Source organism: Aquisphaera insulae (assembly GCF_011064615.1).
Taxonomy (GTDB): domain Bacteria; phylum Planctomycetota; class Planctomycetia; order Isosphaerales; family Isosphaeraceae; genus Aquisphaera; species Aquisphaera insulae.
The window spans coordinates 1-13,544 of sequence record NZ_JAALJH010000065.1; the positions used below are offsets into that span (position 1 = coordinate 1).

The 13,544-nt window shown below is 67.6% G+C and carries 9 protein-coding genes; 3 read left to right on the forward strand and 6 right to left on the reverse strand.

Going from position 1 to position 13,544, the window contains the following annotated elements; translation table 11 throughout:
• Positions 1–227: 227 nt before the first annotated feature.
• The 5 genes from G6O54_RS26390 to G6O54_RS26410 form a co-directional block, all read right to left on the reverse strand.
• Entirely contained in the window at positions 228–1,631 is a 1,404-nt protein-coding gene (locus G6O54_RS26390) for an ABC transporter substrate-binding protein (protein ID WP_165230014.1), read from the reverse strand.
• A 69-nt stretch (positions 1,632–1,700) separates the two neighbouring features.
• Positions 1,701–3,008, reverse strand: a complete 1,308-nt coding sequence (locus G6O54_RS26395; protein WP_165230016.1) for a ligand-binding sensor domain-containing protein — start codon at positions 3,006–3,008, stop codon at positions 1,701–1,703.
• A 53-nt stretch (positions 3,009–3,061) separates the two neighbouring features.
• Complete coding sequence (locus G6O54_RS26400) at positions 3,062–5,986, reverse strand: multiheme c-type cytochrome (RefSeq protein ID WP_165230019.1); 2,925 nt, start codon at positions 5,984–5,986, stop codon at positions 3,062–3,064.
• 15 nt (positions 5,987–6,001) lie between these two features.
• Positions 6,002–7,654: a CRTAC1 family protein gene (locus G6O54_RS26405; RefSeq protein WP_165230022.1), complete on the reverse strand. Its 1,653-nt coding sequence runs from the start codon at positions 7,652–7,654 to the stop codon at positions 6,002–6,004.
• Positions 7,651–9,420 carry an HzsA-related protein gene (locus G6O54_RS26410; protein WP_165230025.1) on the reverse strand — a complete coding sequence of 590 codons (1,770 nt, stop codon included), beginning with the start codon at positions 9,418–9,420 and terminating at the stop codon, positions 7,651–7,653. Before G6O54_RS26410 ends, G6O54_RS26405 begins: the two co-directional genes overlap by 4 nt.
• Positions 9,421–10,188: 768 nt before the next feature.
• Here G6O54_RS26410 and G6O54_RS26415 point away from each other — a divergent pair.
• Positions 10,189–10,389 (forward strand): small basic protein, encoded by a 201-nt coding sequence (locus G6O54_RS26415; protein ID WP_165230028.1) that lies wholly within the window; start codon positions 10,189–10,191, stop codon positions 10,387–10,389.
• Between the two features lie 87 nt (positions 10,390–10,476).
• On the opposite strand, the gene G6O54_RS26420 is transcribed toward G6O54_RS26415, so the two are convergent.
• Complete coding sequence (locus G6O54_RS26420) at positions 10,477–10,764, reverse strand: 4a-hydroxytetrahydrobiopterin dehydratase (protein WP_165230031.1); 288 nt, start codon at positions 10,762–10,764, stop codon at positions 10,477–10,479.
• A 158-nt stretch (positions 10,765–10,922) separates the two neighbouring features.
• On the opposite strand from G6O54_RS26420, the gene G6O54_RS26425 reads away from it, so the two are divergent.
• Together G6O54_RS26425 and G6O54_RS26430 are read left to right on the forward strand one after the other, a co-directional pair.
• Positions 10,923–11,744 (forward strand): ZIP family metal transporter, encoded by an 822-nt coding sequence (locus G6O54_RS26425; protein WP_165230034.1) that lies wholly within the window; start codon positions 10,923–10,925, stop codon positions 11,742–11,744.
• 188 nt (positions 11,745–11,932) lie between these two features.
• Positions 11,933–13,540, forward strand: coding sequence for an OprO/OprP family phosphate-selective porin (locus G6O54_RS26430; protein WP_165230037.1), 1,608 nt, complete (start codon positions 11,933–11,935; stop codon positions 13,538–13,540).
• Positions 13,541–13,544: the final 4 nt, after the last annotated feature.

A 13,544-nucleotide genomic window follows, 5' to 3' on the forward strand; every position in this document is an offset into this window, starting at 1 on the left:
GCCCCGGGCAGGCTCCGGATGTTCAAGGAGGCCCCAATCCCGCGCAACAGATCCGGGATAGGCCTCGCCCGTCGTAAAGACCACCTTTCCAACACCCCACCCTAACCCTCCCTCACCGGGGGGGAGGGCATCAGACTCCGCTCGCGGAACTCGTGGGTAGAGCCAGGCCCCGCGAGGGTGGAGGGGACCGGAGGGGAGTGGACCAGGCCGTGGGCGGGCGCACCGGCTCAGGGCTTCTTCTCCTCGCCGCCGGACCTGGGGATGCCCAGGTCGTCGCGGCTGTAGAACTTCCAGGCGTTCCCCTCGCGGCGGGCGAGGAAGACCTGGCCGACGTCGTCGAGGACCGGGCTGAAGCGGATCTCGCCGGTGACGCCCTGCCAGGGCTCGGTCCGGTAGGCGATCATGTCGCGGATCTTGGCCCGGTTCAGGCCGGCGGTCTGGATCGCCCAGATGAGCATCTGCATGCCGTCGTAGGCGTGGGCCGCCTGGGTCTCGGGCTCCTCGTTGAACCGGGCCCGGAACCGGCGGCGGAACTCCTGGTAGTTCGAGTCGTCGCGCGACGGGTTCCACGGATAGCCGCAGATGACGCCCTCGGCGTTCTTGCCGGCGATCTTCGCGAACTCGTCGGTCACGCAGCGGTCGCAGGCGACGAACGGCTGTTTCATGCCGAGGGCCCGCATCTGGTTGAGGATCTTCGCCCCGTCGACGTCGTCGCCCCAGTGGATCACCACGTCCAGGTTCGCCTGCTTGAGCCGCTCGATCTCCAGCGAGTAATCGTCGCGGCCCATCTTGTAGGCCATCTCGACCACGATCGGATGCTCGAGTCGGCGGCTGGCGTCGACGATCTCCCGGACGCCGAACCGGCCATACCGGTTGCTCGCGCGGATGATCCCGGCACGCTGGAACCCCGCTTTCTTGTACATGTAATCGACCAGGATGTAGTTCATCTGCCGGTCGTCGCCGATGCAGCGGGCGACCCAGGGGATGTTCGTCTCGATGAACGTCGGGTCGGTGTCGCCCGAGTTCATCATCAGGACCTCGCACTTGAGGGCGACCCGGATCGCGATGTGGCTGTTCGCGCCGTCGATGGTGCCGAGCATCGCCCAGACCTTGTCCTTGTAGCTCTGCTTGATGATCTCGTTGCCCGACGAGCCCCAGAGCCCGTTGTCATTCGAGACGACCAGCTCGAAGGGGAGCTTGCGCTTCAGGTAGCCGCCGTTGGCGTTGGCCTCCTCGATCGCGAGCACGCAGCCCTGGTACATCTTCTTGCCGAGCGTCTCCTCGTGGCTCTTGCCGCCGGTGGCCACCGAGACGGTCGGATAGAGCGGGCCGATGAAGCCGATCTTGACCGACTTCAGGCCCTCGGGCTCGGCCAGCGAGCGGCCCGGCCCGCCGTATTCGAGCTGGGTCCGGAAGTGGGTCTTGAACGGCTCGACGTGGTGGAACGGCTCCAGCTCCTTGACCGTGTGCGCGTACCGCGCGTCGTTCTTGAGCGGCAGCGCGGGGAGCTGGTAGGGGCTGACCGCGTCGATCGCCCGGAGGATCTCATCGGTCGAGAGATCCTGGGCGACGGCCGGCCTTGGCAGGAGCGACAGGCAGAGGATGAAGAGGGACCAATTCCGCGTTCGCATGGGGGGTCTCGCACAGCCGGGGCTTGATCGGGATGACGGGACGGAACGTGATGAGCTCGGTCGCTACGATCAGGGCTTGGCGGGCGACTCGGATTTCGCCGCATTCGCGACCGCGTTCCCCGCGGCCCGGAAGGGTTTGCCGTCGGGCGTCTTCACGCCGGGGAAGTAGTCGTCGCCGATGGCCCAGCCGAGACCCTTTCCGGTCGCGACCCAGACGTCCTTGCCGTCGATGTCGAAGTTGATGATGAAGTTGTGCGGGACGCCGGTCTCCATCTCCACCGTCTTCAGGAGCTTGCCGCGGCGATAGACCTTCGCCAGCCCCTTGAGGCTCTGCGGGTCGCGGGTGTAGGCGACGTAGGTGTCGGTGAAGAAGTCGGCGACGACGCCGACGCCCTTGTCGGTCCCGTACCAGCCCTCGGCCGCGCTCCGGCCGCGGACGGCGTTGGTGAAGTCGCTCGGGATGCCGGTCTCGTGCGAGTAGAACCCGCGCCAGTTGCGGCCGTCGTAGCGGCAGTTGCCGAAGTAGGAGGAGATCCAGAGGGCCCCGTCGACGTGGGTCGCCCCGGTGACGATGACGTGGACGATGCCGTCATCCCGGTAGAGGTCGATCTCCATCTCGCCGTCGGGGTCGAGGTATTCCTTCCAGTGCTTGGTCTGGAGGTCGTACTCGAGGCATCCGCTCCCCCAGACGCCCAGGTAGACCTTGCCCTTGTCGTGGGAGACGCTGTAGTTCCAGATCTCCTCCATCGGGGCATTCTTCTCGTTGAAGATCGTCCATTCGTGGGTCTTCGTGTTGTACCGGCTGCAGCCGGCCGTCGTCGCGGCCCAGACCGAATCGCCCTCGATCGCGACGCCGTAGACGACGTCGTTGACGAGCCCGCTGTTGAGCTGGTTGAAGTGATCGAACCGGCCGCCGCTGAACCGGGCGAGGCCGCCGCCGAAGAGGCCGAGCCAGACGTCGCCGGTGTTCCGATCCACGTCGATCGCGGTCACGGCCTGGAACGGGAGGCCGTCCTTCTCCTTCCAGCTCCGGATCTTGCCCGTCCGCTTGTCCAGGCAGGCCAGGCCGTCCTCGGTGCCGATCCAGACCTTCGGCCCCTCGGCCTTCACCGAGAAGATGTGGTCGTTGGGGAGCCCGTCCTTGGTCGTGAAGTTCTTCCACTTCGTGTAGACATAGGGCAGGGCGTCGTCGGGGACATCCTTGATCTGGGTCGCCGCCAGGGGGACCTGTCCGGGGACCACCGGCGGGGCCGGCTTCGGGGACACGGTCGGCCCGGCGCCGGGCTTCGCCGGCCTCGGCTCGTCGGCCCGGAGCGGGCCGACCGGCAGGGAGGCGAGCAGTGCCGCCGGGAGGAATAAAGCCTTGAGGAGTTTCATGAGAACCCATCCGGGAAAACAGGAGGATGAGACGGTCGGTCGATCGGGGCTTGCTACAGCGTCTTCAGGTATTCGATCAGGTCGTTGAGCTGGTCCTTGGTCATGTCGTTGGTCACCCCGTGGGTGTCGTTGGGGTTGTAGACGGTCCAGATCTCCTCGAGCGTCGCGGCGATCCCGTTGTGCATGTAGGGCGCCGAGTCGTAGATGTTGTTGAGGTGCGGCACGTCCACCTTGTCGTCGAGGTCGAACTCCATCTTGGAGCCGATGTCGTGCTTCTCGCGGTCGGTGTAGAGCGGCGGGAAGTGGCAGGTCGTGCAGCGGCGCATCTTGTGGATGGACCGGCCGTCGTTGGTCGTCGTCCGCTCGAAGATCGCCTTCCCCCGCCGCTGGGCGGGCGTCAGCTCGGCCCCGAGCGGCCGATAGCGGTTGGGCGGGCGGGGGATCGTGCTGATGTAGTGGTCCACCGCCTCCAGCTCCTTCGCGGTATAGGGCTGGATCCGGGTGAAGTAGACCGAGAGCCGCGGCCCGCATTGGCGGGACAGGGTCAGGTTGCCGCCGTTCCACTTGAACGGCCCGGTGTCGAGGATCCCTCGGAGGGTCCGATTGTCCACGGGGGCCGTGCCGATGCCGTCGGCCTCGATGTCGTAGGTCAGGCCGTCCACGTGGCCGTCGGGGTGGCAGGTGTGGCAGGAGAGCTGGCGGCGGAAGGCGATGCCGGCGCTGTTGAAGAGCCGCTCGCCGAACCGTGCCTCGGTGATCTCCTTCGGCCCCCCCAGGTCGATCCGGCGGATCTCCTTCCGCGCGGCGATGTCGATCACGGAGATCGCGTCCTCGAGCGCGCAGGCGACCCACGCCGTCTTGCCGTCGGGCGCGACGGCCAGCCCCCGGGGATTGATGCCGGTCGGGATCCGCGCCAGCACGAACTCGGACGCCTTGCCCAGGTGATTCGGCAGGACCTCCTCGCGTTCCTTCGGGGTCGCCTGGTCGATGACCCGGCGGAGCTTCGCGACGTCGATCAGGGCGACCTTGTCGGAGCCGGAGCTCGTCACCATCGCGAGCGTGCCGTCGGGCGTGAAGGCCACGTCGGTCGGGTCGGGGAACGACTCGCCGGGGTCGTCGAGGAGGACCTGGTCCACCCGGCCGTCGGCGGCGATCACCGCCAGACCGTTGGTCACGGTCCAGCCCTGGACCATCCGGGTCATCGGTATGAGGTTCTTGGTCCGCTCCAGGGTCGCCAGGGCGAACGCCCCGGAGGGATGCCAGGCGATCCCCTGGAGCATGTTGGCGCCGGGCGCCGTCGGTCGATCGTCGATGACCTCGCGGGCCGGGTCGATGGCGGTGATCTCGGACACCGACGGCTCGCGGAACTTGACGAACCGCGAGAGGGCGTTGGTCACGAGCATCCGGCCGCCGTCGGGGGAAAGCGCAAGCGACCAGGGGAATCGGCTCGCGGAGAGCCGCTTCTTCTCCTTCAAGGAGGCGGCGTCGAGCACCGAGATGTCGTCCGACGAGGTGTTCAGCACGAAGAGCGTCCTGCCGGACGGGTCGGTGCGGACGCCGTGGGGCTCGTCGCCGACGGGGACCGTGGCCGTCACGCGACGGGCGGAGGTGTCGATGACCGAGAGGCTGTCATCCAGCCGATTCGTGACATAGGCGAGCGAGCCGTCCGGGCTGAAGGTGACGTCGGTCGGCTGGCCGCCGACGGCGACCTCGGCCACCTTCGCCATCGACGAGGCATCCAGGACGCAGACCGTCGCGGCCGACTCGCAGGTGACGTAGACCTCCTTGCCGCCGGGCCGGAAGGCCAGCCGGAGGGGCGTCTTGTAGCGGACGACCCGGTGCTCGGCCGGCGGCGTGGCCGGGTGGGCGATCGCCTTCCATTTCTCCTCGAGGGCAAACGGCTTCTCCTTCGTCCCTCCGTGGCAGGCGGTGCACGTCTCCTTCGGGTTGCTCAGCAGGCCCGTCTTGAACGTCTTCGGCCTCTCCTTGAGCGCGGCCGCCGCTTCGGCGTGCTCGCTGCCGGGGCCGTGGCAGGCCTCGCAGCCGACCCCCTCGAGCACCGAGTACCCCTCGGCCGCGCCCGCGGACTCGCGAGAGTAGGCCGTCGCGTGGCACTTCAGGCACTCGAGGCTCGATTGCGGGTCCTCCTTGATGCCCCGCTTCGCGGCCCGGTCGCGGGCGTCCTGGGTGCCGAGCGAGGCATAGCCCTTCGCATGCGGCGTGTCCCGCCACTTGCAGAACTGGGAGCCCTTGTCGGCGGCGTCGTGACACTCCGCGCAGGCGTGCGAGCCGATGTAGCTGGCGGTGGCGCCTTCCTTCGTCGGCAACGGCGGCGGCCCGATCGCGGCCGGCTTCGCATCCTTCGGCGTCGGGTGGGCGATGGCCTTGAGCGCCTCCACCAGGTCGAACGGCGTCTCGGTGCGGTTGGGGCGGGCCGGCTTCTGGGGGAGCATCCTCGTGTGCGAGGGCTTGTCCTTGTGGCAGTTCATGCAGTCGGCGGGAAGGGGATTGGTCAGGGCGATGCGCAAGTCCTTCGGCTTGCCGGGAGCCATGGAGTCGACGTGCTCGCTCCCCGGCCCGTGGCACTTCTCACACTGGACGCCGTCGCGGATGGAGAACGTCTCGTCCGTCTCCCAGGATTCGGCCTCGGCGCCGGTGGCGTGGCAGCCCAGGCAGAGCCGCGACTTCTGGGGCTCGACCGGCACGCCGCTGATCGAGGCGATGTCGCGGGCCACGGGCATGGCCAGGCTGGCGTAGGCCCGGGCGTGCTGCGTCCCCATCCAGAGGGTCGTCTGATGTCCCATGCTCGGGCCGTCGTGGCAGGTCGCGCAGACCTTGGCACCGACGAAAACCGGCTTCCTCGGCTGGGCCTGGACGCTCATCGGCCAGGCCCAGGTCAGGATCGAGGCGGCGGCGATCGCCAGCAGGGGCCGGATCGGAGGCCGCTCGAATCCCTTGTCGTTCGTGCCGCGGATCATCGCTGGTCGCTCCACTCAGCGCGAGGGCTGCTCCACCTTCAGGATCTGGTTCGCCGGGACGTCGGTCAGCACGGTGGTCCTGCCGTCCGGCCAGCGGATCTCCACCCGCTCCGCCTGTGCGGCCTTGCCGAGCCCGAAGTGGGGCCTCGGGTCGCCCTGGGAGAGGTAGCCGCGGACCGGGACCAGGTCGTCGACCTGGCTCAGCTCCCCGGCCTTCACCGAGATCCTCGCGCCGATCGCCGGCGTCTTGCCCCCGGGGCCGCGGGCGTCGATCGTCAGCCAGTGATTGAGCGTGTTGCCGCCGTCGTTGCGGAGCAGCCGGGGGGAATCGCCCAGGTTGATGACCAGGATGTCGATGTCGCCGTCGTTGTCGAAGTCCCCCCAGGCCGCGCCCCGGCCCACGAACTTCTGGGCGAAGTAGGGGCCCGAGCGGTTGGCCACGTCCACGAACTTCCCCTTGCCCGCGTTGTGGGCCATCACGGCCCCCTCGCCGTACTCGTGGTGGGCGTCACCGTTGGCGACGAACAGGTCGAGCCAGCCGTCGTTGTCGAAGTCCTGGAGGATGGCACCCCAGCCGGTGTACTGGCCGCAGATCAGGGCCAGGCCCGAGGCATTGGTCTGGTCCTCGAAGAACTCCCCCTTGTTGACGTGCAGGCAGCCGTAGCCCATGTCCGGGATGTACAGGTCGAGCTTCCCGTCGCGGTCGACGTCGCCGAAGACGGGTCCCATGGAGGAAACCCCCTGGCCCCCCTCGCCGAAGGCCAGGCCCATGGTCAGGCCGTCGCTCGAGAACTTGCCCCCCCCCAGGTTGCGGAAGAAGTAGCTCTCCATCGCGTCGTTGGCGACGTAGAGGTCCAGCTTGCCGCTGTTGAGGAAGTCGGCCGCCGTGGCGCTCATCCCGCGGCCTTCCTTGTTGAACACGCCGGCTTCCTGGGTCACGTCGGTGAAGGTGCCGTCGCCGTTGTTCCGGAAGAGCCGATCGGCCTGGCCCGGATAGCTGAGCGGGCCCGGGTATCCCGCGGCCGGATAGAAGTTGCGGAACTTGCCGCCGTCATATTCCAGATAGGTGGCCACGAACAGGTCGAGCTTGCCGTCGCCGTTGTAGTCGAACCAGACCCCGGAGAGCGACCAGAACCCCGGCGCATCCAGGCCCGACTTCTTCGAGACGTCGGTGAAGGTGCCGTCGCCGTTGTTGTGATAGAGGACATTCGGCCCGTAGTTCAGGACCAGGAGATCGACGAACCCGTCGCCGTCGTAGTCGGCCGCGGAGCAGGCCACGCCGTAGGCGTCGCCGCCGGTGACCCCGGCCTTCTTCGTGACGTCGGTGAAGGTGCCGTCGCCGTCGTTGTGGTAGAGGTAATTGGTCAGCTTGCCCTTGAGGCGGCGGCCCGTGTTGTCGTTGACGTCGGGCCGATAGCGGCCGTTGACGATGTAGATATCGAGCTTCCCGTCGTTGTCATAGTCGAAGAAGAGGCAGCCGGAGCCGGTCCCCTCGACGATGTTGCTCAGTTCCTGATCGCCGAAGCTTAGCTTCACCTTGATCCCGGCCTTCTCGGTCACGTCGGTGAAGGTCGGCACCGGCGGCTCGTCGCCCCTGGCGGGGACGAGCGGGCCCGCGAGGGCCGCGAGGATGATCAAATTACGGATATCGCAAGGATTACGCTTCATGGATTGGACCCCGAGGGAGCTTGCCGTCGTGCCTCGGGCAGGGCGCCTCGGCGCGCACCCAGGTCGATCCAGCGGATGATCGTCTGCGTTTCGGAGCCGGTCAGGGCGGGGGCCTGGCCGGCCGGGATGGGCTTCACGTCGCGCGAGGCTTCGGCATCATCCCAGGGCCGCGCCGTGCGCGTGCCGAGGATGTGCATGGTCAGCGGGCTGGTGCGGGCTCGCCCCGGATGGACGTACCGGGCGGTCCCCCGAGCCGCCCCGCCCGCGTCGATCGGGCCGAGGATCGCGGCGTGGAGCCGGTCGAGCGCCACGGCGTCTCGGGCGCCGGCGGACGGCAGTTCCGGGCGTTGTTTGCCGCCCTGATGGCAGGGGAGGCATTTCGACTCGATGATCGGGGCGATGTCCTTGGCGAAATCGGGCGTGGGATGGGCCAGGTCGGGGACGACGGCCATCGCCACGTCGGTCTTGAGGGCATCGGGCACGCGGTTCGGCGGGGTCCGCTCGGGGTCCTCATGGCAGCCGATGCAGCCCTGGGCCTGGTGGCTCCGCGCCCAGATCCAGCCGCACGATCGGAGGGCGAGTCCCCGCTCGTCGAGCGCCTGGAGCTGGATCGGCACGTTGGCGGGGACCTTGGCGTGGAACGAGCCGTCGGGCTGGACCGGGATCTCGGCGAGGATCCGGCGGGGGGAGAGAACGGGCAGCGCTTCCGCGAGTTGCTTGAAGCTGATGGCTCGGGAGGGGCCCTCCGGCATCCCCTCGAGGATCCGGATCGTCTTCACGGTCCCCGCCGGCATCCAGGATGGATCTCTGAAGTCGTTCGCGGACGAATCCAGGCAATACAACTCGGCTTCCGAATCTTCGGGGGATACGACGCTGGACCTCCCATCGGGCCGTGGCCGCGGGGCGATGGCTTTCGGCTGGATCGCCTTGCCCTCGACCGGGAGCAGGATAGGCTCGATCGTCCGTGCGGCCAGATCCAGACGGACAAGCCCCGGCGTGCCGCCTCCATCCTTCGGCGGGAACCATTCGACGACCAGGCTGCCATCGGGCAGGGGGGCCGGCGAATGGAAGAGGCCGTCCCGTGGGCCTGTCAGGACCATGTAGGTATGCAGTGGGCGGCGGAGTGAGACGCCGGCCAGCCGGCCGGGGCCATTCGACCTGTCGTGCGGCTCGACGAAGATCAAATCGCCGGCAGGCGTCACGCAGGGCATTCTCCGCGCAACGTCGTCTCTCCGGACCGCGGGGGCCCGGTCGGTGCCGTCGGTGTTCAGGGTCTCGAGCGCGAGCCGACCGGCGGTTCCATCCTGGAAATCGGCGCGGCGCCAGGAGGCATAGGCGATCCGTCCGTCCGGAAGAATCGCCGGGTCGAGGTCGCTGGAGAGGTTGTACGTGATCCGCTGCGGATAGGAGCCGTCGAGCTTGCAGGTCCAGAGGGCCGTCGCGGGATTCGGACTTCGCTCGTCAAACTGGTCGACACCGTAACGGACGAAGGCGATCTGCTCCCACGGCTCCTTCTCGGTGATCGTGTAGTAGCTTGAGGTGTAAATCGGGGAGTGGCACGACCCGAGATTGCGCGTGACCTGGCGGATGTTGCTGCCATCGGCATCCATCTCGAAGATATCCCAAGCATCCGTCGCGGTGTGCTTGCCGGCGAAGAGGATTTTCCGCCCGTCCCAGGAGACGTCGGCGTCGCGGGCCGACTGGAAGCCCTCTGCGAGCGGCCGCTTCGATCCATCGGGATTGAGTTGGACGAGGTGCGTGCCCACGCCCTCCGGCCGCGGCTCCCGCTCTTCGGTATAGAGGATCGGGCAGGGGGGTCGCGCGGGTTCCGCCCGCCGAATCAGCGGAGCGGGATCGTCAGCGGCCCGAGTGATCGCGGAACCGTGCCACAACAGGCTCGTGACGGCGAGGCCGAATCGAAGCGTGAGCCAGGGCGACCGTCGCCGTGGAGCCTGGCGGGGTGGATGGACTCCGATCATGGAGCTTGCACCTGTCCCCGGGATGCGAGGAAAGTGCGGCGAGTCTCTCACGGCGCCCGGTCGAGATCGGGCGGGGTGGGATGGCCCTTGCAGCCGCGGCCACGTCCCGGGTCAATTTCCGCCCGGAAGCACACGCGGCCCGAGGGGCGGAAGAGGTTTAGTAGAGATCTTTTGAAGGCGTTTTCTTGTTTGGTTTCGACATCTGATGCGGGTTTGCCCGCGAATTCCATCCTACATCGGCGCTTGGTTAATAAAAGGGCCTACCGCCGGAGCCGTCCTCGAATTCCGCGGCCGCCGAGATGATACCCGTTGGAGGCACGCCAGAGGTTTACTTGCCTGACTACGATCCGTCCATTAAGATGGTTCATCGTGAAGGCCGGCTTTCGGATTTTCCCCGGGACCGAGATGGGACGCGTCCATCTCGCCGGGTGTCGCCGGCCGAGGATGCCGAGAAGCTCACGAATCCCGGAGGGCCCGGAATGACGGCCCTCCACGGGGTTCGTTTCGCCTTCCGGCCTCGCGAATGGCCCCGTACAGCCCCGGGAGTGTTTCGAGATGTCCCTGGACAAGAGTTTGAAGAAGGGGGGCGGACTGGCCCGCGCCCGCAACGTCCTCACCCGTCCGGAGCGGCTGGCTCTCCTCCAGGAGGACGATCGCTGGAAGCCGGAGCAGGGGGTGTTCAACCTCCCCAAGACCAAGTTCCGCCGCCTGGCGCCGGGCCAATCCGGCCCGATCCGTCCCGACAAGAAGGCCTGAGATCGGCCCGGGTCCGAGCCCGGCCCACGACCTAACTGGCGGGGTCCGGGGATCCCGGCCGGTGGGCCCGGCCGGGCGTCCGATCGTTCAGCGATCCGTCGGGATTGCGGCGAGCTCCGAGATCAGCGCGAAGTCCCGCTCGGTCAGGCCACCCACGTCGTGCGTGGAGACTTCCAGTTGGACGTCCCGGAAAAGGACGTGAATCTGGGGGTAGTGGTCGAACCTCTCGGCCAGCACTGAGACCGAATTGACGAACTCGATGGCCCGTCGGAACGAGGGGAATTGCCAGCTTCGGATGAGCATATCCCCGTGTCGTTCCCAGCCCTTCGCCCCCGCCAGTCGGGCGGCGATTTCCGCTTCGGTCAGCTTGGACATGACGCGTCACCTCCCGCGCCGGGCGGCGCGGCCGGTCGGGTCGGAGGGAACTCGCCGCACGGCCCGCCCGGGCCTGGCCGTCCCACCGCTCCGTTCATTATCCTGCCTGCGTTCGGACGAACAAGGGTTGAACACCGGAGCGGAGCCTTCCCGCCGCCATGTTGCCGCTCCTGTCGCTCCTCTGCGTCCTGATCGTGGTCGTCAGCGTCCTCGGGGGGATCTTCCCGCTCGCGAGGTTGCTGGACCACACCCGGTTGCAGGTCTACCTCAGCTTCGCCGCCGGCAGCATGCTGGGCGCCGCCTTCTTCCACATGCTCCCGGAGGCGGTGGAATGCGGCTCGCCCTCGACGGTCCGCTGGGCCGCACTCGGCCTGCTTGGGCTCTTCTTCCTCGAGCGCTTCTCCTCCTTCCACCATCACGAGCCCCAGGAGTCCGGCCCGAGTCATGACCATGGCCACGGCCATGTCCATCATGACGAGCCCGTCCGGCCCGGCCCCCCCGCCATCTCGTGGTGGACCGCCGCCTTCGGGCTGGCCGTGCATTCGCTGGTCGGCGGCGTGGCGCTCGCCAGCGCGGTCGCGGCCGACTACGGATCTCGCGGCGGCTTCGGGGCGACCGGATGGGGCGTCTTCCTGGCGACCTTGCTGCACAAGCCCGCGGACTCCCTGACCATCGTCGCGCTGATGCTCCGCTCCGGGGCCTCGCGGCGGCTTGCCCACGCCGTGAATCTCGGCTTCGCCACGATGATCCCGCTGGGCGTCCTCCTCTTCGTGCTCGGGCTCGGCAAGCTGAGTCCCGAGGCGGCCGGCCGCGGCACCGCCATCGCCCTGTCCTTCTCCGCGGGCACGTTCCTCTGCATCTCCCTCAGCGACCTCCTGCCGGAACTCCAGTTTCACTCGCACGACCGATGGGCCCTCTCCGCGGCGTTGCTCCTCGGCTTCGGTCTCATGGCCGGGACCGCGTCGATCGAGTTCTTCTGACAGGCGGGCTGCCGCCGGCAGTTCACGTAAACTCGACGGATTCCGGCTAATCGATAAAGTCGGTGGCAAGCAGAGGACGATCCCTGAAGAGATCATGGATCACGACCGCGCCTCGAGCGGTCCAGCCGGCGGAGCCATCCGGTCGGGCCGAACGGGGCCACGGATCGGGATTGTGGGAGCGAGCCTCGATGAGATGGGCCATCCTTGGAGCTCTGGCCGTGGCGCTGGGCCCGGGCGGCATGGTCGCCGCTCAGGAGGCCCGCGTTTCGGAGACCGGCGGCGCCGCGTCGACCGCCGCGGCTGCGGCGCCTGGAGCATCGCTCCCCTCGGCCGCGGAACCCCCCATGACCGCCCGCGAGGTTCGACTCGAGGAGCGGATCAGGCAGCTCGAGTCGATGGTGAATCGGCTTTCCGCCCAGATGCAGGCGCAGTCGTCCGCGGGAGGGGCCGGGGAGGCGGCGCCGGACGTCCCCAACCGGGCGACGGCCGTCGCGCCGTCGGCGTCGGGGGGCGTCGCCGCGCCTGGCCAGTCGCTGCCCGCGAATCCCCCTCCCTCGGCCCGATTCGACAGCCCGCCGACCCTGGAAAACAAGAAGGCCAGCGTCAGGTTCGGGCCGGGCTTCGAGATCCGGTCGGAGGACGATGAGTACGTCTTCCAGTTCCACAACCTGACCCAGTTCGAATACCGGGGCTACGAGCAGACCAATCAGGGCACCGTCAAGGACAGCTTCCTGATACCCCGCCAGTGGTTCATGTTCAGCGGCCGGATCACCAGGCCCATCGGCTACTTCGTCTCGTTCGCCAACGGATTCGACAACCTGACGACCCTCGACGTCTTCCTGGACTTCGAGTACGACCCCCGGCTGCGGCTCCGGGCCGGGCGATTCAAGACGCCGTTCACCTACGAGTTCCTCGTCGAGCCGATCCAGGGCCTGATGCTGCCGGAGCGATCGATCTTCTTTAACAATTTCGGCCAGAACCGCGACCTTGGCGTCATGGCGTACGGCCGGGTGCTCCGGGACACGGTCGACTACGCGGGCGGAATCTTCAACGGCAACCGCAACGGCTACGTCGCGCCCGACGATTCCAAGTTCGGCTCGGCATTCATCAACTGGAAGCCCTTCAACAACGACCGGGATTCGTTGCTGGAGAACTTCAACGTCGGAGGCTCCGTGTTCGGGGGCAATGCGTTCAAGCTCCCGGTCCCGACGGTCTTCAGGACGATCGTGCCCCTGGTTGGCAATGCGGTCGCGGGCGTCCCGTTCCTGGTGTTGAACAACAACGTCCGGGAGTCCGGGCCGCAGACCTTCTGGGACCTGCACACGGCCTATTTCTACAAGCAACTGGCCATCGTCGGCGAGTGGGGGAGCGGCTTCCAGGACTACTCCCTCGTCAACACTCCCGCCGAGCGGACGCGACTGGCCGTGAACAGCTTCTACGTGCAGGGCGGCTACCTGCTGACCGGCGAGACTCGCAGCAGTGTTGGCATCGTCCGCCCCAGGCACCCCTTCAGCCTCAAGCCCGGCCGGGTGGGGTTCGGTGCCTGGGAGCTCGTCAGCCGATATCAGCACCTCGACATGAGCCGGAACATCTTCACCGCCGGCCTGGCCGATGGCAACCTCTGGGCCAACAGGGTCGACCTGGTCGACGTCGGCTTCAACTGGCACATCAATCAGTACCTGAAATTCATGTTCGAGTGGCAACACGCCATGTTCAACCAGCCCGTCCTGTACAACACCGGCGAGTTCCAGGTCAACAGCGACCTCTTCCTGGCGCGGATGCAGCTCTTCTTCTGAGTGC